Raw genomic sequence first — 20,365 nt, 5'->3', positions numbered from 1 at the left:
GGGGCAAGGTGTCGGACTCGACCACACAGTTCGTCACATTTTTTGAGACCTACAACTGTGATCAGCCGCGGGCCATGTCCACGAACCGGCTCAGGTGTAGCTGGTGGGCGACGGTGATGGTGGCGGTGGGGCCGTTTCGGTGCTTGCCGAGGATCAGGTCGGCCTCACCGCCACGGGGGTCGTCGCGTTCGAAGGCGTCGGGGCGGTGCAGCAGGATAACCATATCGGCGTCCTGCTCGAGCGAGCCAGATTCACGCAAATCGGACACCATGGGGCGTTTGTCGGTTCGCTGTTCCGGGCCGCGGTTCAGCTGACTGATCGCGACAACCGGGACTTCGAGTTCCTTGGCCAGCAGCTTCAGGTTTCGCGAGAAGTCCGAGACTTCCTGCTGGCGGGATTCGACCTTCTTGCCGGAGGTCATCAGCTGAAGGTAGTCCACCACAACGAGTTTCAGGTCGTGGCGCTGCTTGAGGCGCCGCGCCTTGGCGCGAATCTCCATCATGGTCAGGTTGGGCGAGTCGTCGACGAACAGCGGCGCCTCACTGATCTCGCTCATGCGCCGAGCCAGCTTGGTCCAGTCGTCGTCGCTCATCCGCCCCGACCGCATGTCACCGAGCTTGATCTTCGCCTCCGCGGACAGCAGACGCATGACGATCTCGGTCCGGCTCATCTCGAGCGAGAAGATGACGCTGGCCAGCCCGTGCTTGATCGAGCAACTCCGCATGAAATCCATGCCCAGCGTCGATTTGCCCACGCCGGGCCTGGCCGCGACGATGATCATCTGGCCCGGGTGCAGGCCGTTGGTGAGTTCGTCGAGTTCGGTGAAGCCGGTGGGGACGCCGAGGGAGATGCCGCCGCGGGAGGCGATGGAGTCGATTTCGTCCATCGTGGGCTGCAGGAGTTCCTCGAGGGGGAGGAAGTCTTCGGTGGTGCGGCGTTCGGTGACCTCGTAGACCTCGGCTTGGGCGCGGTCGACGACCTCGGCGATGTCCTGGCCGTCGGCGCCCGCGTAGCCGTACTGGACGATGCGGGTGCCCGCCTCGACCAGGCGGCGCAGAATGGCCTTCTCGGCGACGATTTCGGCGTAGTAGCCCGCGTTGGCCGCGGTGGGGACGGTCTGGGTGAGGGTGACCAGGTAGGGGGCGCCGCCGATGCGCTTGAGTTCACCGCGGCGGTCGAGGCCGGCGGCGACGGTGACGGGGTCGGCGGGTTCGCCGCGGCCGTACAGGTCGAGGACGGTGTCGTAGATCGCCTGGTGCGCGGGACGGTAGAAGTCGCCGGGTCGGATGACCTCGACGACGTCGGCGATGGCGTCCTTGCTCAGCAGCATGCCGCCGAGGACGGACTGCTCGGCCGCCATGTCGTGCGGCGGTTGGCGTCCGAAGTCTTCGCCGGGAGGTTCGGGCGGGAAGTCCGTGTGCCCGCGGTCATCGGTGGTTGTCACCAGACTCGACCGTCCTCTCTACCCCACGACCGGATTTACACCGTATCGATGACTCGTTCTACTCCGAGGCTGTGACACACACAGCCACGGACACGTTCCCCGCAGCCGCTGTGACCGGTTTCAGCAACCATCGCGACAGCGCTGGATCGCGTCCTCCCGAGCGGCCCGTTCCGGACAATGCGACGAACCTAGGCGACCAGATGGGGCGTCGCCAAACCGAGCTGTGCACACAACTGTGGATAAGTTGGGGACTGTTTACCAAACCGTGTGCACCCCCTGTGTACAACTTGGGGAAAACCCAGATCACGCCGCCCAAATGCGCTGATGGATGCGCGTTTCCGCATCTGTGCACGTGTGGATAGATCTAGTCTCGGCGTGTCGCTCGAGATGAACGGCCGGGCGTGTTGGGTAAACAGTGCGTGCACCCGCTATGAGGTGAGTCACATGGCGGTCGGTCGGTTTGCCCAGTAATCCACAGGTCGAATAACCGGAGGTGAAGCGCAATAGCCGACGCGTACCATCGTGTCCGAGCTCACCGCATCTCGGCTATGGCAAATATCTAGCTAATACTCTGGCGATGTGCGAAAGGGCAGGGCAAAGACCACCCCCGTGCGATCACAGGGGTGGTCTTCGAACGTGCGCGTGATTCGAACCGCCTCGGGGGCGGCGCGAACTCAGCTCGCGGCGACGACCTGCAGGTCGAACTTGGCGACCACGTCCGGGTGCAGGTGCACCACGATGCCGTGCTTGCCGGTCGACTTGATGTGCGCCTTCGGCAGCTCGATGCTGCGCTTGTCGACCACGGGGCCGCCGGCCGTCTTGACGGCCGCGGCGACGTCCGCCTGGGTGACCGAGCCGAACAGCTTGCCGGTGCCTGCGGTCTTCACGCTCAGCGAGACCGACTCCAGGCCCTCGATGGCCTGCTTCAGCTCGTTGGCGTGGTCCAGGTCGCGGACGCGGCGAGCGTCCTGCGCCCGGCGGATGCCCTCGACCTGCTTCTCCGCGCCACGGCTGGCGACGATGGCCAGGCCGCGCGGCAGCAGGTAGTTGCGGCCGTAGCCGTCCTTGACCTCGACGGTGTCACCAGGGGCACCGAGGTTGTCCACATCAGCGGTCAGAATCAACTTCATTTGCGTGCCTCCCTTACTCAGCGAGCCGTCGACACGTAGGGCAGCAGGGCCACCTCACGCGAGTTCTTCACGGCAACGGCGATGTCGCGCTGGTGCTGCACGCAGTTGCCGGTCACCCGGCGGGCGCGGATCTTGCCGCGGTCGCTGACGTACTTGCGCAGCAGCGTCGTGTCCTTGTAGTCGATCGAGACGGTGCCGGTCTTGGCTTCCTTGCAGAAGGCGCAAGCCTTCTTCTTCAGCACCTTTTCGCGCGCGGGCGCTTTAGGCATGGTCTTTTACTCCAAAATTTATTGTGGCCCAAGTGATCCGGGCCTATGAAGCCGTATCAGAACGGCGGTTCGTCATCCATGCGGCTGCCCCCGAAGGAACCTGCCGCGGGCGCGCTGCCCCAGGGGTCGTCCTCGGCGCCGCCGGAACGACCGCCGCCACCACCACTGGCTGCACCGGAGGAGGCGTAGTTACCGCCACCACCGCCACCGAAGCCGCCGCCCCCACCGCCGCCGCGGCTGGCCTTGTTGACCTTCGCCGTCGCGTAGCGGAGTGAGGGGCCGACCTCGTCGACCTCGAGCTCGACGACCGTGCGCTTCTCACCCTCGCGGGTTTCGTAGGAGCGCTGCTTGAGCCGTCCGCTCACGATGACGCGAGCGCCTCGGGTCAGGCTTTCGGCGACATTTTCCGCGGCCTCGCGCCAGATGTTGCAGCGCAAGAAAAGCGCTTCGCCGTCTTTCCATTCATTGGTATTACGGTCGAACACGCGGGGGGTGGACGCGACGGTGAAGTTCGCTACTGCCTGCCCCGCGGGCGTGAATCGCAGTTCGGGGTCGGCCGTCAAGTTTCCGATGACGGTGATGACCGTGTCGCCTGCTGCCATGGGTTCCTCCTGCTCGGTGTGCAGTCCACAATGCACTCGCCTTTTGCGCTAGAGCCTAGAGACAAGCACCGACGCGTACGAGTGCGGTGGAACTACTTGTCGTGGCGCAGAACCTTGGTGCGCAGCACCGACTCGTTGAGCCCCAGCTGGCGGTCGAGCTCGCTCACGGTGGCGGGGGTGGCGGTCAGATCGACGACCGCGTAGATGCCCTCGGCCTGCTTGCGGATCTCGTAGGCGAGACGACGACGGCCCCAGATGTCGACCTTGTCGATCTTGCCGCCTTCGGTCTTCACGACGCTGAGCATGGTGTCCAGCGACGGACCGACAATGCGCTCGTCCAGGCTCGGGTCGAGGATGACCATCACTTCGTAATGACGCACGGACCAATCACCTCCTGTGGACTAGGAAACGGCCACGGACGGTCCGTGGCAGGAGGGTTCGTTGCGTCAGCAACCCGGTAAGGCTACATGAGCGCCTGCTGACCAGCGAAATCCGCCCCCGGCGCCCCGTGCCACCCGCACCGTCCGGTCGCCGCACATCATGACGCCGTGCCGCTGCGGCACATAAGGTGGTCTGCATGTCGACCGTACCCGCCGCCAGCGCGGTGCCGGCGCGGCGCGAGTCCCGCCACACAGCGGTTGCCGTGGTGGTGCTACTGCTGTGCGGGCTGACGTTGGCGCTCGCGTACGCGAACAAGGCGCGATGCGCGGGCGCGCCGTTCTACGACGACGGTCGCAGCGTGGTCTTCGACGTGATCAAGGATTCGGACGTCTGCTATTCCGACATCCAGTTCCTCTGGATCGGCCGCGACATCGATCGGCACGTCTTCCCCTACGTGGACGGCGGCATCACCGACGACGGCATGCTCACCGGCGGCGCGGTGGAGTACCCGGTGCTCAGCGGCACCCTCATCTGGGTCGGCGCGATCGGCGCGCACACCGACGCCGACTTCCTGCGCCTCTCGGCGCTGCTGCTCGCGCCCTTCGCGCTGCTCACGGCGTGGTTCTTGGCCCGGCTCGCGGGACGGGCTGCGCTGCTGTGGGCGATCGGCCCGCCGCTGGTGCTCTACGCCTTCCACAACTGGGAGCTGCCGGTGGTCTGCTCGGCGGTGGCCGCGGTCTACGTGGTGACCGTGCCGACCCGATATTCGTTGCGGATCCGCGGCGTGCTGGCCGCCGTGCTGCTCGGGCTCGGTTTCTGTCTGAAGCTGTATCCGGGGATCTTCGTGCTGCCGCTGATGATCTACGTGCTCACCGGCGGGGCCGAGCGCGATCCGGACGACGCGCGCGGTCTCGACGTGCGCGGCGCGCTGCTGACCGCGGGCGCGGCCGTCGGCACCGTGGTCGCGGTGAATCTGCCGTTCGCGCTCGCCGGCTACGAGGGCTGGCGTGCGTCGATCACCTTCCAGCAGCTGCGCCAAGCCGACATCACCACCAACTCCATCTGGTACTGGGGCCACCACGTGCTGTACGGGCGGGCGACCGAGACCAGTACGGCCTGGCACGACGGTGTCGCCATCGCCTCGCCGACCCTGATCCTGCTGGCCTTCGCGCTCGCGGTCTGGTTGGGGTGGAAGCGCTATCGCGCGACCGGTGTCTTCCCGTGGATCGGCGTGAGCGGCGCGATGCTGTGTGGATTCCTGGTTTTCCACAAGGTGCATTCGCCGCAGTACACGCTGTGGCTGCTCCCGTTCCTGGTGCTGCTCGCGGTGCCGTGGCAGGTGATCGGCGCATATCTGCTCGCCGACGCGGCCATCGGGATCGGCGTGTTCCGCTACTTCTACGCCATGGGTTCGGGTGCGCCGTTCGAGGTGCAGGAGGCCATCGTCCAGTTCGGCGTGTGGGGTCGCGCGGTTCTGCTCGTCGCGTTGTTCTTCCTGTTCCTCCGGGCCGATCCGCGCGCGTCCGGCGTCCGGGCGGAGCGCGCGACCGACGACCGAGGAGATCTGGTGGCCGCCTGATCGGGCTGGTTGCCGCGCTGTAAGCCTTGGGGCAGGGCACACTTGGCCCATGCTGCACATGCGGATCCTGTCACCGGCGGCGATGACCGACGACGTGATTCACATCCTCGACCGGGATACCGCGGTGAGCGGGCTCGCGGTCGTGCGTGGGTCTTCGCTGAAGCCGCCCGGTGACCTGGTGCTGGCGGACGTCGCGCGAGAAGCGGGCAACGACGTCATCGACAAGTTGCGCGCCCTCGGCGTGCACCGGGAAGGCAGCATCGAGCTCGATCAGGTGCGAACCTGGATGTCGCGCAGCGGTTTCGACGCCGAGCTGCGCACGCCGGGCAGCAGCGCGGACGCGGTGGTGTGGGCCGAGGTCGCACAGCGCTCCTACGAGGAAACCGAGCTGAACTGGACCTATCTGAGTTTCATGACGATGGCGACGATGATCGCCGCCATCGCGATCGTGCTCGATTCGCAGATCTTGGTCATCGGCGCCATGGTGCTCGGCCCGGAGTTCGGCGCCATCGCCGCGCTCGGCGTCGCGCTGGTGCGCCGCCGTTTTGTACTGTTCGGCCACGCGGTGCGCACTCTGCTGCTCGGTTTCGCGGCGGCCATCGTCGTGACGTTCGTGCTGGTGCTGATCGGTCGAGGGCTCGGCTGGATCACCATCGAAGACGTGACGGGACCGCGGCCGGGCACGGCGTTCATCTACACGCCGGACAAGTGGTCGTTCATCGTCGCGGTGATCGCGGCCGCCGCGGGCGTGCTCGCGCTGACCTCGGCGAAGGCGGCCGGGCTCGCCGGTGTCTTCATCTCGGTGACCACGGTGCCCGCCGCCGGAAACATCGCGCTCGGTGTGGCTTTCGGTGTCGCCGACGCGATCGGGGGGAGCACCTTGCAACTCGCGCTGAATCTGTCGGGCATGGCGCTCGCGGGGTGGGCGACCCTGGCGTTGCAGCAGGCTGTGTGGTCGCGCGTCTCCGTGCGCCGGGCCAAGGCGATGAGCAAGCCGTACCGGATGCTGTGAGTCCGCGTCCGGGTCGCAGGTCCCGGTCAGTCCGATGCGTGCCGCGCGCGAAATGCCGCGCTCTTCGCGCGATTTCCGCATCGCGTCATATCGCACCAGCGCCGTGACCCACCGCGCGAGGTGTCGACGTACAGCCGCGTGCACTCGGCTCGGCCGCATTCCTTGACCAGCGCGTGTTCCGCCCCGCCGAGCAGTTCGACGGCCGAGCGCGCGACGGCGGTGAGCGCGGTGTCGGTGCCGCCGTCGCGTGCGATGGTCCCGTCGGATCGCAGTGCGACGCGGGGTAATTCACCGCGCGCCCGCGCGTTGACGAGCCTGCGGTCGGCGTCGGCGGGCGGCTCGCCGTTGACGGCCGCGATCGCCAGCCGGTAGACGGCCTCGCGCAGCCGGACCGCGCGGTCGAGGTCGTCGGCGCCGCAGTCGGGCGCGTTGTCGAGCAGGTCGGCGGCGACCAGCCAGGCCCCGAGGTCGGCGGGGGAGTCGAGCAGGTCCTCGCGGTCGGTCGTGCGCGCCTTGACCGTGCCCGCGAAGTCCAGTGCGAGGTTCCCGCTCACGAAGGCGAACATGCCGTCGATAGTAACCGCCTTGACAGGTTGTTCCGTCGGATGTCACGGTAGTAACCACCTTGGACGGTTACTTTGGGAGGGATCGTGACGGACCGCATGCTGCCCGCCGCCCAGCCGCTGTTCGTGCTGATGTGGAGCAGCGCCTTCATCGCCGGGATCGTCGGCGTGGGGGCCGCACCGCCGCTGCTCGTGCTCTTCGTGCGCTTCGTCGTCGCGGGCCTGCTGCTTTCGCTGTACGCGCGTGTCGTCGGCGCCGTGTGGCCCTGCGGCACGCAGTTGCGGCATGTGGTGATCGCGGGCCTGTTGATGCAGATCGTCCAGTTCGGCGCGTTCTATACGGCGATGAGCGAACACGTCTCGGCCGCGGTGATCGCGCTGGTCCAGGGACTGAATCCGGTGGTGATCGCGCTCTGCTCAGGGTTCATCGGCGAGACGGTCTCGGCCAGGCAGTGGTTCGGCTTCGGCATCGGCGGCATGGGCGTGGCCATGGCGGTGATCGACCAGTCGCACTTCTCGCTCGTCGGCCTGATCCTGTGCGTCGTCGGCTTGCTCGGCCTCAGCATCGGCACGATCTACCAGAAACGCTTCGTGCCGCAGGTGGATTCGCGCGCGGCGACCGCGGTGCACGTGGTGGCCAGCGCGCCGGTGGCCGGGCTGCTCGCGGTGGCGGGCGGTCAGCTGTCGGTCTCGGACACTGCTCGGTTCACCGGGTCGCTCACCTGGATGGTTCTGGTGAATTCGATGGCGGCGTTCCTGCTGTTGAACGCGATGCTGCGGCGCTGGGACGCCACCAGGGTCGGCAGGCTGTTCTTCGCCACTCCCGCGGTGACGGCATTGCTGGCCTGGGTGTTGATCGGTGAACCGTTGCGCCCGTGGACACTTGCCGGTCTCGCGATCGGCCTCATCGGACTGGTGTTCGCCTCCCGCGGGCCGGCCGCCGCGCCGACGCGGCCTCGGCCCGTAACCGTCCGATGACCACGCGCCGGATCACTTTGTCGCGCTGTGCCATTGCATGCCCCAGCGGTACGCCTCGTCGATTTTGCGCTGGGTTCCGTTGATGTACTGCACCTCTCGGTGCACCGTGATGCCGCGGCCGTTGTTCTGCAGCAGCGCGATGGCGCACGAACGGGCGCCGCTCACCGGGGAATCGAGGCGCATCTCGACCTGCGGTCCGTTGCTGGGGAACAGGGTGACCACTCCGTCGGCGGCGGCCCAGTTCGGCACGCCTTCGTAGATGAAGGCGAAAATCAGGATGCGCTTGAACAATTCGGGCCGCGCGAGATCGATGTGCATGTTCTCGCCAGCCGTGATGGCGCCGCTGCGATCGTCGCCGTCGAGCTGGATGTACGGCTCGTCCCGCAGGGATCCGAAATTGTCGCCCACCGCTTGTACGACGCCCTTGACGCCGTTGGCCAGTTCGTAGAGGCAGCCGAGATCGAGATCGACCGGCTTGGATCTGCGGAGGAATCCCTTGCCGCCACGCGACCAGTTCAGATTGACCCGCAACACCCCTTGCTGCTCACCGGGTTTGGTGAGGTTGATACTCGGTGTCGCCTTGGACAACGTCACCTTCGGCAGACTCACACCGCCGGACTGCTGCTCGGACGCCATGCGCGATCCCCCTCGAAAAAGAGAAGCGGCAACGGCTTTCCTCCGCGGGGAGGGGCCGCTGCCGCTTCGAGTTCGTCGGCTGCCTGCCGGAAATCAGCCTACCGGGGTGACAGCTCGCTCGCTCTCGAGTTCTTCCTCGTCGCCACCCTCGCGCTTGTTGCGAATCACGCTGCTGACGAACGCGGCGCCGATGAACGCGACACCGATCCCGCCGGTGATGAGCTCGTTGATGTGCACGCCGATCGAGACCAGCAGGATCGCCGCGAGCGCGCCGATCGCCCAGTGCGCGCCGTGCTCCAGGTACACGTACTCCGAGAGCGTGCCCTTGCGCACCAGGTACACCGTGATGGACCGGACGAACATGGCGCCGATCAAGCCGAGGCCGAGCGCGATGATGATCGGGTCGGAGGTGATGGCGAACGCGCCGATCACGCCGTCGAAGGAGAACGAGGCGTCGAGCACCTCGAGGTAGAGGAACAGAAAGAAGCCCGCTTTACCGGTGGCCTTGGCCAGTTCGGACGGGCCGCTGTGTTCCAGATCCTCGGTGTGGAACATGGAGCCGAGCCCGTCCACCGCGATGTAGGTGATCATGCCGAGCAGACCCGCGACCAGCACGGTGGCGCGCTTGTCGTCCGCGGCGACGAACTCGGCGGTCAAGATCAGGCCGAGGCCCGCGACGACGACCGAGAGCATGTCGAGCTTGCCCGCCTTGGCCAGCGGCCGCTCCAGCCAGCCGAGCCAGGTGATCTCGCGCTCTTCGAAGATGAAGTTCAGGAACAGCAGCGCTAGGAACATGCCGCCGAACGCCGCGATCTGCGGGTGCGCGTCGGTCAGCAGGGTCTCGTAGCTCGGGCTGCCGTCGGCGAAGTACGGCGCGTCGTCCGGCGGCGGGTTGAGCGCCAGGTCGAACGCTTCGACCGGGTTCAGGCCCGCGGTGATCCACACGATGGCGAGCGGGAACACCAGGCGCATGCCGAACACGGCGATCAGGACGCCGATGGTGAGGAAGATGCGCTGCCAGAACGCGCTCATTCGCTCCAGCACGGTGGCGTTGATGACAGCGTTGTCGAAGGAGAGCGAGACTTCGAGAATGCCGAGGATGGCGCACAGCGCCAGAGCGGTAGGGCCGCCGTACAGCAGCGCCACGGCGAGCGACACCACCGTGACGATGCCGGAGAGGCCGAAAATGCGCAGGACCACGCGGGGACCTTTCGTGATGGGGAACAGAAACGGCGAGATTGATACCAGCGTGGCCGTTGAACCGCCGGATGTCCAACGAATGCGCCCGGCGCAACAACTGCCCGGTCGCACGACGAGGGGGCTCGTCGACCGAGCCCCCTCGTATTGCGCGTGTCTTCGTTAGACGTTCACGCCGTAGTCACGGGCGATGCCGGCGAGGCCGGAGGCGTAGCCCTGGCCGATGGCGCGGAACTTCCACTCGGCGCCGTTGCGGTAGAGCTCGCCGAAGACCATGGCGGTCTCGGTCGAGGCGTCCTCGCTCAGGTCGTAGCGGGCGAGTTCGGTGCCGTTGCTGCGGTCCACGACACGGATGTAGGCGTTGCGCACCTGACCGAACGACTGCTGACGGGTGTCGGCGTCGTAGATCGAGACGGGGAAGAAGATGCTCTCGATGGTCGGCGGGGTGCTGGCCAGGTCGACGTTGATGACCTCGTCGTCGCCCTCGCCCTCACCGGTGCGGTTGTCGCCGGCGTGCTCGATCGCACCCTCAGGCGAGCGGAGGTTGTTGAAGAACACGAAGTGCTGGTCGCTCAGCACCTTCTTGTCGCCACCGGTCGCGATCGCGCTGGCGTCCAAGTCGAAGTCGGTACCGGTAGTGGTCCGAATATCCCACCCCAGGCCGACGGAAACAGCAGTCAGGTTAGGCGCCTCCTTGGTCAGCGAGACGTTGCCGCCCTTGGACAAACTGACACCCATGCGGGATCCCTTTCATTAGTCCGTCTGTGGTTCCCAGCATGTCCGAATCGCCGGGTACGACCTACGACAGTAGTAGGTTTCGGCGAACTTGCGTAGGAACTGGGGGAACCCCCGGCGAACAGGAAGATCTCCTACCATCGGGGCGTGGCAGGGCGTAGGCGGAGTTGGTTCCGGTCGTCCGGGAACAGCGAATGGATCGAGCAGGCGCGGACCCGGCTCGCGGACGCGTTTCTCGACATGGATCGGCGCCAGAGCGCGGCGGAGGCCGCAGTGCAAGCCTCGGAGGAAGTCTTCTCCGAGCGGGGGTCGGCGGCGGCCTGGGAGCCGGTGCGCGGGCGCTGCTACGACGCGGCGGGCGCGTATCTGGCGCTCACCGAGGAGCTCGAGGCGGCGCAGCGCGACGACACCGACCTCGCCGAAGGTCGGCAGCGGGCCGATGCCGTCACCAGGCAGCTGGTCGACGCGGCCCGCGCGGTGGACGAGTTCTATCGCGGCAATCAGGCGGGGCTCGAGCACGCCGTCGCGATCGTGCGGTCGGTGCCACAGCTGGCGCAGCAGGTCAAGGTCGCGGCCGCCGCGGTGCGCGGCCAGGCCGCCGACTCCGAGTACGCCGAATACCCCTCGGTGCGCCTGCGCGCCGTCGCCGTGGATGAGGCACTGGTCACACTGGAATCCGCAGGCAGCGGCTCCGGATCCGGCGTCGGCGCCGTCCGCGCGGCGGCGAATCGCCTGGAGGCGGCGACCAAGGAATTGGCAGAAGCGTTGGCGCAGGCCCCATCTCGGCTCGGCGCCGCGAATACGGCGCTCACCTCGGTGGATACCAGGTTGTCCGCGGTACGCAACCGGGCCGAGGGGGTGGGGCCCGCCTACTCGGCGCTGCTGCGCGAGTTCAATGCTGCGAGTTCGGCGGATCTGGCCAACAATGGGCGGGGATGCCAGCAAGCCATCGATGCCGCCGCCGACGCTCTCGCCAGGGCGCGCGCCGCATCGGTCGCGAAGAACCCGGAGTCAGCCCTTGAATTGACCTCTACCGCGCGGGGTGACCTCACCAGGGCCGAGCAGCTGATCGACGCCGTCACCAAGCGGCTCGAGCTGTTGCGTTCGGTTCGCGAGGACCCGCAAGACAAGGCCAAAGCCGTACGATTCAGACTGCGAGACGCACAGATGCTCGCGGTGAGCCGGGGGCTCGCGGGCGAATGGGGATCTGTGCTGGACGCGCAGGCCGAACGAATCGAAAGAATCACCGAAACACTGTCGGGGCGACACCCCGATTACTGGGCCTATGTGGCGGAACTCGATGCCGTCACCGAATTCATAGCCGGGGTAGTGGATCGAATGAGAAAGCAAGCAGGACCACGACGAGAATGAGGACGGAGCACCGATGACCGCTCCCGTCGCCATCCAGCAGGAAGTATCCCTGCGGAAGCGACTGCCGCTGCGCCACTTTCGGCAGCTGCAAGGCCCCGATGCCAGACATCTCTTCCACCGGCAGCCCGAGCCGTTCGGTGACAACGCCGACCGGGATCTGCTCGCGTACGGGCTGGGCGCCACGCTGTACGCGCCCGCTACCAGAGCCGACCTCGCCGACACGATCAGACGCCGCGCCGAGCGCGGCGTCTGCTCGATGGTGATCGATCTGGAAGACGCCGTCGCCGATCACGAGGTGGAACTCGCCAAGAGCCAGGCGGTCGCCGCGCTGGCGGAATTGGCGGCCGGCCCGGATCCCAACCCGCTGCTGTTCATTCGCGTGCGCGAGGCAGGCGCCATCGGCGAGATCGTCGACCGGCTCGGGGAGGGTGCGCCCGCGCTCACCGGATTCGTCTTCCCGAAGTTCGACAGCTCCACCGGCCTGGCCTACCTGGAGGCGCTCGAGTCCGCGGTCGAGCGTTTGGAGCGGCCGCTCTACGGCATGCCGGTGCTGGAATCGGCGGCGCTGGTGCACCGCCAGACCCGAGATCAAGAGCTGACGCACATCGCGGCCATGCTGGCCGAACACCGGGAGCGGGTGCTCGCGGTGCGGGTCGGCGCCACCGACATGTGCTCGACCTTCGGCATCCGCCGCGACCGCGACCTGACCATCTACGACGTGCGCGTGGTCGCCGACGTCATCGCCGACATCGTGAACTACCTGGGCCGCGCCGACGGGACCGGATTCGTCATCACCGGGCCGGTGTGGGAGTACTTCGCCGATCACGAGCGGATGTTCCGTCCGTTGCTGCGCACCGCGCCGTTCGAGGAGTCCGACGCGGTGCCTTTCCGGCAGTACCTGGTCAGCCGGGATCTGGACGGCCTGCTGCGCGAGATCACGCTGGACCGCGCCAACGGCATCCAGGGCAAGACGGTGATCCACCCGTCGCACGTCGCGGCGGTGCACGCGCTGTCGGTGGTGACGCACGAGGAGTACTCCGACGCGCTGGACATCCTCCAGGTCGACGTGGGCGGCGTGGCGGCCTCGGGCTACCGCAACAAGATGAACGAAATGCGCCCGCACCGCAGTTGGGCCCGCCAGACGCTGTTGCGGGCCAGGGTGTTCGGCGTGGCGAACAAGGGAGTGTCGTTCGTGGATCTGCTCACGGCGTTGGTGAAGGTATGAGTGGACCCTGGGCTACCCGAACACTCGGCATCGAACTGCATCACCTGTCCTGTCACGGCACGAGCTCCGATGGCGTGCTGCCCGCGGAGCTGTCGATCGAGATGCTGATCGAGCCAGGTCTGCGGCGTAATCCGCGCCGGGCGCACCTGCTGGTCTCGACGGTGCTCGGCAAGCACCTGCCCACCGACCCGGGGGTGGTGCTCGACGCGGGCAACCGACTCGGTGATCTGGTACGCGCCGTACTCGACGAGCGCGCGGGCGTTACGGGGGCGGATGCCGTCGTGCTGGGATTCGCCGAGACCGCAACGGGTCTCGGTCACACGGTGGCCGCGCGGATCGGGGCGCGATGCTATCTGCATTCGACGCGGCGCGACGTGCCGGAGGCCGACACCCTGGCCGGTTTCGAGGAGGGGCACTCGCACGCCACCTCGCACCTGCTGCAACCCGCGCCCGCCGAGATCTTCCGCAACGACCTGCCGCTGGTGCTGGTGGACGACGAAATCTCCACCGGGGCAACGGCGATCGACGCGGTGCGCGCACTGAACGAGTTCTCCCCACGCTCGCACTACGTGCTCGCCTCGCTGGTGGACATGCGCACCGCCGAGGATCGGGCCCTTTTCGAGAGCGCGGCGGCCGAGCTCGGCGCCCGCATCGATACCGTCTGCCTGGCCTCGGGTTTGACCAAGCTGCCCGACGGCCTGATCGAAGCGGTCACCTCGATGCCCGATCCGACGCTGAATCCTGTGTCGCCGCAACGTGGTTCGTTCGGGCGGATCGAATTGCCGTGGCCCGATTCGGTGCCGGAGGGCGGGCGGCACGGCATCCTGCACGACGAGACGGCGGCCTTCGAATCGGCCGTCGCCGCGGCGGCCGCGGTGCTGGACGCGCGTCTGGCGATCGACGCGCCGGATCGACCGGTCATCGTGCTCGGCCACGAGGAGCTGATGTATCTGCCGCTGCGGTTGGCGGCGGCGCTGGCCGAGTCGGGCATTCCGACCCGGTTCCAGACCACGACCCGGTCGCCCGCCTACGTGCTGGACGAACCGGGGTACCCGCTGCGGCGCGGATTCCGTTTTCTCGCACCGGAACCCGATGCCGAAGCGCCGCGCTACCTCTACAACGCCTGCTGGCCCGAGGATTTCGACGCGGAACTGCGCGAGCTCACCGACGGCTCGTTCGATACGGCCGACGGCGAGGGGGAGCGGGCCGCGGACGGTGGCTCCGCCGAGCCGATCCTGATCGTGGTGCTGGATCCGCCCGCCGACACTCCGGAGCTCGTCGCCGAGGGCGGCCTGGTCGACGTGCTCACCGCGTCGGGGGCGGATGTGCTCGTCGCGCTCGTGCCCGGGGCCGATCCGCGTAAGTTGGACGTCGAGCGGCGTGCGAACGCGCAGGTCGCCGACGCCGACAGGGAGGCAGAGACGAACCGAGCGGTGGGATGGGAAACGATGGCGGAAGCGACACGGGAGCCTCGACCGTTCGAGCCCTTTCCCGCGCCCCTGTACGGTCCCGAGTTCGGGTCGTACGCGGCCGACGAGGTCCGCTGGCTGCTCAAGGATCTGTCCGACGCCGACCTCGAGGCCGACGTGGCCGAGCGGGAGCGCCGCATCCAAGCGGGCGTCGCGCACTACGCGGAATCGCTGCCGATCGAGTACCAGCCGGACGCCGCCTATCGCACTCTCTTCGACCAAGTGCTCGCCGAGAGCGCCGAACGGCTGGCGCTCGCCGTGGCCACGGTCTCGGAACTGGTGGTCGCCGAGCGCGGCGAGGACATCGTGCTCGTGTCGCTGGCGCGCGCGGGCACGCCGGTCGGGATCCTGATGAAGCGCTGGTTGCGCTCGGGTCGCGGCGCGGATTTGCCGAGCCTGGACGTGCCGCACTACGCGGTGTCCATCGTGCGCGACCGCGGCATCGACGCGGTCGCGCTGGATTACCTTGCCGAGCACCACGATCCGGCCTCGGTGGTGTTCGTCGACGGCTGGACCGGCAAGGGCGCGATCGCCAAGGAGCTGACCGAGGCGCTCGACGCCTATCACGCGGCGGGTGGCGCGCGGTTCGACGACCAGTTGGCCGTGCTCGCCGATCCCGGGCACTGCGTGCGAACCTACGGCACCCGCGACGATTTCCTGATCGCCTCCGCGTGCCTGAATTCCACAGTGTCAGGGCTCATTTCGCGGACCGTCCTGAACGACACGCTCATCGGGCCCGGCGATTTCCACGGCGCGAAGTTCTACCGCGAACTCGCGGGCGACGACGTCTCGAATCGTCTGCTCGACGCTGTGGACGGTGCCTTCGATGCCGTGCGCCCCTTGGTGCCCACCGAGCTGGCCGCGGTGCTCGGTTCCGACCGGACGCCCACCTGGACCGGCTGGTCCTCGGTGGAGCAGGTGCGTGCCGAATACGGCATCACCAGTGTGAATTTCGTGAAGCCGGGGGTCGGCGAGACCACCCGGGTGCTGCTGCGGCGCGTGCCGTGGCGGGTGCTGGTCCGCGAGGCCGACGCCCCAGAGCACGCGCACATCCGGATGCTCGCTACCGCGCGCGGTGTGCCGGTCGAGGTCGTCCCCGATCTGGCGTATTCGTGCATGGGATTGATCAAGGAAGTACCGAAGTAGATGCTCCTGGTAAGACCGCGAAGACAAGCGCTAGTTGCCACCGATCTCGACCGCACGATGATCTACTCACGCAACGCCTTCAGCACCGCCGCGGAGGTGCCGACGGTGTGCGTCGAGCATCTGGAGGGCGCGCCGCTGTCGTTCATGACGACGGCGGCGGCGCTGCGCATGCAGACGCTCACCGAGCCTGCGGCCGTCATCCCGACGACCACGCGGACCATCAAGCAGTTCAACCGGATTCAGTTGCCGGGTGCGCCGTGGCGCTACGCCATCACCAGCAACGGTGGCAACATCCTGGTCGACGGCGTCCCCGACATGCGGTGGCGCATCGACATCGACGTGAAGGTCCGCCAGAGCGGCGCCACCCTCTCGGAGGTGAGCGCGGAACTGCGCGCCAGGATCGACGAGTCCTGGGTCTCCAAGTTCCGCGTCGCCGACCACCTCTTCTGCTATCTGGTGGTCAAACCCAAGGCGGTGCCCGAGGGATTCCTCGCCGAATGGGACGACTGGTGCCGCGAGCGCGGCTGGTCGGCCTCCCAGCAGGGCCGCAAGATCTACACGATGCCGCAGACGGTGTGCAAGAGCATCGCGGTGGCCGAGGTGCGCCGCCGCCTGAGGGAATCCGGCGAGCTCACCGACGAGGCGAAGACCTTCGCCGCGGGTGACGGCGCGCTGGACGCCGAGATGCTGCGCGCCGCCGACTCCGCCATCCGGCCGAGGCACGGCGAACTGGAACAACTCAACTGGACCAGCCCGAATCTCACCATCACCCGCGCCACCGGCATCCTCGCGGGCGAGGAGATCATCAATTGGTTCATCAAGGCGGCGCCCGCCGCCGAGTAGGCGGAGCTCCGCCTCTGCTCTGGCAGTGCGCCGGAGGCTGGACTTCGACCGACCGTGCCCGCTGCGGCACGGGACCGGCGCGGCGTGGGCGTCGCGCCGGTCGAGCGGTCTCAGTAGTGCTGCTGCTGACCCGCGAGCTGCTGGGCGACGACGGCCTGGATGCGTTGCAGGCCGCCGACGGTGACGCCGCTCTGGAGCTGACCCTCGATGGTGCGCACCAGCACCGAATCGCTCATGACCTTTTCGCTGGATTGGATGAGCACCGTTCCCGCGCCGGTGAAGTCGAACTGCCGCTCCTCGCCGGAGTTCACGCCGAAGCGCGCCGCGCCCGCGGCCAGGAAGCTGGACACCCACTGGTGATCGTAGTGGTGGCTGGGGGAGGGGCAATCGGCCCAGCCGACCAGCGATTCCGGGTCCACCCGCAGTGGCGGTTCGGCGAACATCACCGGCCCGTTGGAGGAGGCGAGGAACTTGCCGGTGCCGATCAGGGTGAGGAAGCCGGGCACGATCGACTGCTTCAGCGCGAGACCCGGCTCGAAGGCGAGCAGGTTGGCCGCGCGGATGGTGAGGTTGCCGTCGTCGAGATCGTAGGAATTGATGTCGTAGCCGCGGTCGCCGATGATCAGCTTGCCGTGGCCCTCGGCCACCACGTAGTCGTTGGTGAACAGCGGCGCCGAGAACTGCTGCGACACCATGTGCATCAGCCCGCCGTGCAGGCCGTGGGTGAGCAGCTGGAAGTTCATCTGGCCGTAGTAGGCGATCATCGCGCCCTTGCGCATGAACCACGGCTTGTTCAGGTCGATGCAGTAGGCGTAGGTGTTCCCCGGGATGTTGTCGCTCTCGCCGAGCGTCATCGGGTTGTGGATCTGGGCCATGGTCACAACTTCTCTTCGGAGGCCTGCACGTAGACGACTCCCTGTCCGACGCAATGCAATTGCATCGCCTCGCCGGAGCCGCGCCCGACCGCGTCACGCCAGCTCAGCGCGGTCTTCAACTCGGTCTGCACATTGCCGTACGCGGCGACGAAAGCCTGCGGGTCCACCACGATCGGATTCGGACCGCCCACTTGGAGTTCCAGGAACCCGCCGTGCGCGAGCAGCACCGCGGCGCCGTGCCCGGACAGCTGGGTGGTGAACATGCCCTGGCCGGTGAGCGCGCCGGAGGCCGCGCCGCGCAGCGCGCCCATCAGTCCGCCGCCACCGCCGCCGCCGGAACTCGCCACCGAGACGATCGAACTCTGCAGCCCCGCGGTATTGGCAAGCAGCCGTGAGGCTTCCACTCGCAGCGACGCGCCAGGCTGCATCTGCACGACGTGCACCTCCAGCCCCGCGAAGCCGTAGTGCACCTGGCCGTTGCCCTGCGCGAGCATGGTGCGCTCGTGCTCGCCCGCCATCATGCGGCCCGCCATGCCCATCAGACCGCCGCCGCCCATGCCCTGCGCACCCGGAATCTGATGCGGCGCAAAGGAGATGTCGCCGGTGTAGAAGAGCATCGCGCCGCTGCGGGCGACCACGCCGCCCGCCATGCCGACGTCGACCTTGACGACCTTGCCGTTGACTTTCTCGAACATCCCCGGCCCCTTACCGTTCCGCAGGCTGGATCAACACGACGCCCTGGCCTTCCCAGCGCAGCGAGAACGCCTCGCCCGCATCCTGACCCACCATGGTCCGCCAGGAGACATCGGTGACGAAGGACTGGTTCAGATTGCCCTGCGCGGCGACGAACGCGTCCGGATCGACCACCAGCGGATACTGCGGCGACACCTCCAGGTGGATCAGCGGCCCGCCCGCCGAGAGCAGCGCGACCTGTCCCTGTCCGGTGACGGTGGTGGTGAACAACCCGGCGCCGGTGGAGGCGCCGCGCAAGCCCGCGAAACGTACGTCGGTGCGCAGATTCCCGGCGAAGGCGAGCAACTGCTGCGACTCCACCTGCAGGGTTTCGCCGTTCAGGTTCACCACCGACACGTGCTGACCGTTCACCGCGAAGAAGACCCTGCCGTGCCCGCCGCATTCCATCAGCGACAGCTTCTCGCCGGTGGCGCGTCGTTTGAGCCCGGCGAGCACGCCGTCGCCTCCGCCGAACCCGGCGGACTTGAACTGCACGTTTCCCTCGTAGGCGATCATCGACCCGGCTATCGCGCGGACACTCGTTCCGGCGAGATGAGCCTCGACCACCTTCTTCGACTGTTCGAAAAGTTGTGCCATCCGGTGTTTGCCCTGCTGTCTCGTTCGGGAACATGGGTCGTTGTCACGTTCCGCTGCTCGCGGTCACTGTAACGGACGCACGAGGTTCGCAACGCCGTGCGCGACGTTTACTCCGGCGGTGGCAGGGCCGTTTCTCGTAGAGTGGCAACCGTACGCACCGACAAGCGAAGGGTCGACCTTGTCCGCAACTCTCGCCAAGGGCCAGAACGGTCCACTGGCCACCAACGACGTGGTGATCTCCGTCCAGCTGTCGGCACCGGCGGACCTGTCCGCGCTCCTGGTGACCGAGCGTGGCAAGGTCCGCTCGGACGCGGACTTCGTCTTCTTCAACCAGCCGTCCGGCCCCGGCGTGAACCTGCAGCCCGCACCGGCGGGTCAGCCCGCCTCGCTCGCCGTGTCGCTGAACGCGGTGCCCGCCGATATCGACCAGATCCGCGCGGTGATCACGCTCGACGACGCCTCCAGCAACTTCGGCAGGTCAGCGCCGCCGACCGCCGTCGTGTCCGACTCCAGCGGTAATCGGTTGTACGAGTACCGGATCGAAGGGCTCGACTCCGAGTCCATCGTGATCGCGCTCGAGCTGTACCGCCGCCAGGGCTCCTGGAAGGTGCGCGCCGTCGGCCAGGGCTACGCGGGCGGTTTCGCCGCGCTCGTCACCGACCACGGCGTCACCGTCGACGAAGCGCCCGCGGCCCCGCCGCAGCAGACCCAGGCTGCGCCGCCGACCCAGGCCGCGCCGCCGACCCAGGCCGCGCCGCCGACCCAGGCCGCGCCGCCGGCGCACTACCCGCCGCCGACGGCCCCGGCGCAGCAGTCGCCCCAGTACGCGTCCACCGGCTCCTACCCGCCGCCCAGCACCGGGTACGCGCCGCCGCCCGGCGGTGGCTACCCGCCGCCGCCGGGACCGGCCACTGCGCAGCAGCAAGGCACTGCGCCGCAGCAGGCCGCGCAGCCCACCGGCGAGGTGAGCCTGAGCAAGGACCGCCCGGTCAGCTTGCAGAAGGGTCAGCGCGTCACGCTGCGCAAGGAGGGCGGCCAGGCGCTGACCTTCGTGAAGATGGGTCTCGGCTGGGATCCGGTACAGAGCCGCGGGATGTTCGGCAACCGCACGGTCGATATCGACCTCGATGCCTCGGTGATCATGTTCGCCGACGCCAACCCGGCCGACTACGCCTATTACGGCCAGCTGTCGTCCAAGGACGGCTCGGTGCGTCACCAGGGCGACAACCTCACCGGCGAGGGCGAGGGCGACGACGAGGTCATCCTGGTCGACCTGACCAGGATTCCGGCGCACATCACCTCTCTGGTGTTCATCGTGACCTCCTACAAGGGCCACACCTTCGAGCAGGTGCGCAACGCGTTCTGCCGGCTCGTCGACGGATCCAACAACGCCGAACTCGCCAGGTACACCATGGCGGGCGGCATGCCGTTCACCGCGATGGCGATGGCGAAGGTGTTCCGGGTCGGCGGCGACTGGAAGATGCAGGCGCTCGGCGAGGGCTTCCAGGCCAAGCATCCGGGCGAGGCGATCCCCCAGCTGGGCCGCTTCCTCTGAGGAAGGCTCGTCGGGGGAACGCGCGA

At 67.7% G+C, this 20,365-nt stretch carries 20 protein-coding genes; 8 read left to right on the top strand and 12 right to left on the bottom strand.

The genetic code is table 11. The features are described 5' to 3' along the window. Positions 1-61: 61 nt before the first annotated feature. The 5 genes from dnaB to rpsF form a co-directional block, all read right to left on the bottom strand. Positions 62-1,444 carry a replicative DNA helicase gene (dnaB, locus tag AC3EO7_RS11835; RefSeq protein WP_431968527.1) on the bottom strand — a complete coding sequence of 461 codons (1,383 nt, stop codon included), beginning with the start codon at positions 1,442-1,444 and terminating at the stop codon, positions 62-64. A 674-nt stretch (positions 1,445-2,118) separates the two neighbouring features. Then, positions 2,119-2,574 carry a 50S ribosomal protein L9 gene (gene rplI, locus AC3EO7_RS11830; RefSeq protein ID WP_431968525.1) on the bottom strand — a complete coding sequence of 152 codons (456 nt, stop codon included), beginning with the start codon at positions 2,572-2,574 and terminating at the stop codon, positions 2,119-2,121. A gap of 17 nt (positions 2,575-2,591) precedes the next feature. Next, positions 2,592-2,843, bottom strand: coding sequence for a 30S ribosomal protein S18 (rpsR, locus tag AC3EO7_RS11825; protein WP_067834974.1), 252 nt, complete (start codon positions 2,841-2,843; stop codon positions 2,592-2,594). Between the two features lie 56 nt (positions 2,844-2,899). After that, positions 2,900-3,445, bottom strand: a complete 546-nt coding sequence (locus AC3EO7_RS11820) for a single-stranded DNA-binding protein (RefSeq protein ID WP_431968523.1) — start codon at positions 3,443-3,445, stop codon at positions 2,900-2,902. A 92-nt stretch (positions 3,446-3,537) separates the two neighbouring features. Beyond that, positions 3,538-3,825, bottom strand: coding sequence for a 30S ribosomal protein S6 (gene rpsF / locus AC3EO7_RS11815; protein WP_357448399.1), 288 nt, complete (start codon positions 3,823-3,825; stop codon positions 3,538-3,540). A 197-nt stretch (positions 3,826-4,022) separates the two neighbouring features. Here rpsF and AC3EO7_RS11810 point away from each other — a divergent pair, with 197 nt between their 5' ends. Both AC3EO7_RS11810 and AC3EO7_RS11805 read left to right on the top strand, forming a co-directional pair. Then, the gene (locus AC3EO7_RS11810) at positions 4,023-5,405 is read left to right on the top strand and encodes a hypothetical protein (RefSeq protein WP_435591186.1); all 1,383 of its coding nucleotides are present in this window, start codon (positions 4,023-4,025) and stop codon (positions 5,403-5,405) included. A gap of 49 nt (positions 5,406-5,454) precedes the next feature. Next, entirely contained in the window at positions 5,455-6,417 is a 963-nt protein-coding gene (locus AC3EO7_RS11805) for a DUF389 domain-containing protein (RefSeq protein WP_431968519.1), read from the top strand. Between the two features lie 26 nt (positions 6,418-6,443). Here AC3EO7_RS11805 and AC3EO7_RS11800 read toward each other — a convergent pair whose 3' ends face one another. Then, on the bottom strand, positions 6,444-6,983 hold the full coding sequence (locus AC3EO7_RS11800; protein WP_431968517.1) for a CGNR zinc finger domain-containing protein: 540 nt from the start codon (positions 6,981-6,983) through the stop codon (positions 6,444-6,446). Positions 6,984-7,067: 84 nt separating this feature from the next. On the opposite strand from AC3EO7_RS11800, the gene AC3EO7_RS11795 reads away from it, so the two are divergent. Further along, entirely contained in the window at positions 7,068-7,958 is an 891-nt protein-coding gene (locus AC3EO7_RS11795; protein ID WP_435591185.1) for a DMT family transporter, read from the top strand. 12 nt (positions 7,959-7,970) lie between these two features. Here AC3EO7_RS11795 and AC3EO7_RS11790 read toward each other — a convergent pair whose 3' ends face one another. The 3 genes from AC3EO7_RS11790 to AC3EO7_RS11780 form a co-directional block, all read right to left on the bottom strand. Next, positions 7,971-8,594 (bottom strand): TerD family protein, encoded by a 624-nt coding sequence (locus AC3EO7_RS11790; RefSeq protein WP_431968513.1) that lies wholly within the window; start codon positions 8,592-8,594, stop codon positions 7,971-7,973. Positions 8,595-8,687: 93 nt separating this feature from the next. Further along, the gene (locus tag AC3EO7_RS11785) at positions 8,688-9,794 is read right to left on the bottom strand and encodes a DUF475 domain-containing protein (RefSeq protein WP_431968511.1); all 1,107 of its coding nucleotides are present in this window, start codon (positions 9,792-9,794) and stop codon (positions 8,688-8,690) included. A gap of 159 nt (positions 9,795-9,953) precedes the next feature. Beyond that, positions 9,954-10,529 carry a TerD family protein gene (locus AC3EO7_RS11780; RefSeq protein WP_431968509.1) on the bottom strand — a complete coding sequence of 192 codons (576 nt, stop codon included), beginning with the start codon at positions 10,527-10,529 and terminating at the stop codon, positions 9,954-9,956. A gap of 144 nt (positions 10,530-10,673) precedes the next feature. Here AC3EO7_RS11780 and AC3EO7_RS11775 point away from each other — a divergent pair, with 144 nt between their 5' ends. From AC3EO7_RS11775 to AC3EO7_RS11760, 4 genes are read left to right on the top strand one after another with little or no spacing between them, the layout of a single operon-like run. After that, the gene (locus AC3EO7_RS11775; RefSeq protein ID WP_431968507.1) at positions 10,674-11,897 is read left to right on the top strand and encodes a hypothetical protein; all 1,224 of its coding nucleotides are present in this window, start codon (positions 10,674-10,676) and stop codon (positions 11,895-11,897) included. Positions 11,898-11,910: 13 nt separating this feature from the next. Continuing rightward, positions 11,911-13,122, top strand: coding sequence for an HpcH/HpaI aldolase/citrate lyase family protein (locus tag AC3EO7_RS11770; protein ID WP_435591184.1), 1,212 nt, complete (start codon positions 11,911-11,913; stop codon positions 13,120-13,122). Further along, entirely contained in the window at positions 13,119-15,737 is a 2,619-nt protein-coding gene (locus AC3EO7_RS11765; protein ID WP_435591183.1) for a phosphoribosyltransferase domain-containing protein, read from the top strand. Before AC3EO7_RS11770 ends, AC3EO7_RS11765 begins: the two co-directional genes overlap by 4 nt. Positions 15,738-15,794: 57 nt before the next feature. After that, positions 15,795-16,580, top strand: a complete 786-nt coding sequence (locus AC3EO7_RS11760) for an HAD family hydrolase (RefSeq protein WP_431968501.1) — start codon at positions 15,795-15,797, stop codon at positions 16,578-16,580. 110 nt (positions 16,581-16,690) lie between these two features. Here the strand turns inward: AC3EO7_RS11760 and AC3EO7_RS11755 are convergent, their stop codons facing one another. Genes AC3EO7_RS11755 through AC3EO7_RS11745 form a run of 3 tightly spaced genes read right to left on the bottom strand, consistent with a single transcriptional unit; the run spans position 16,691 to position 18,784 of the window. After that, positions 16,691-17,455: an AIM24 family protein gene (locus AC3EO7_RS11755; protein ID WP_431968565.1), complete on the bottom strand. Its 765-nt coding sequence runs from the start codon at positions 17,453-17,455 to the stop codon at positions 16,691-16,693. A gap of 2 nt (positions 17,456-17,457) precedes the next feature. Continuing rightward, complete coding sequence (locus AC3EO7_RS11750) at positions 17,458-18,150, bottom strand: AIM24 family protein (protein ID WP_431968499.1); 693 nt, start codon at positions 18,148-18,150, stop codon at positions 17,458-17,460. A gap of 10 nt (positions 18,151-18,160) precedes the next feature. After that, entirely contained in the window at positions 18,161-18,784 is a 624-nt protein-coding gene (locus tag AC3EO7_RS11745) for an AIM24 family protein (RefSeq protein WP_431968497.1), read from the bottom strand. 178 nt (positions 18,785-18,962) lie between these two features. On the opposite strand from AC3EO7_RS11745, the gene AC3EO7_RS11740 reads away from it, so the two are divergent. Beyond that, complete coding sequence (locus tag AC3EO7_RS11740) at positions 18,963-20,339, top strand: TerD family protein (protein WP_435591182.1); 1,377 nt, start codon at positions 18,963-18,965, stop codon at positions 20,337-20,339. Positions 20,340-20,365: the final 26 nt, after the last annotated feature.

The organism is Nocardia sp. bgisy118 (assembly GCF_057708605.1).
This window is presented reverse-complemented; position numbering and strand designations above follow the sequence as displayed.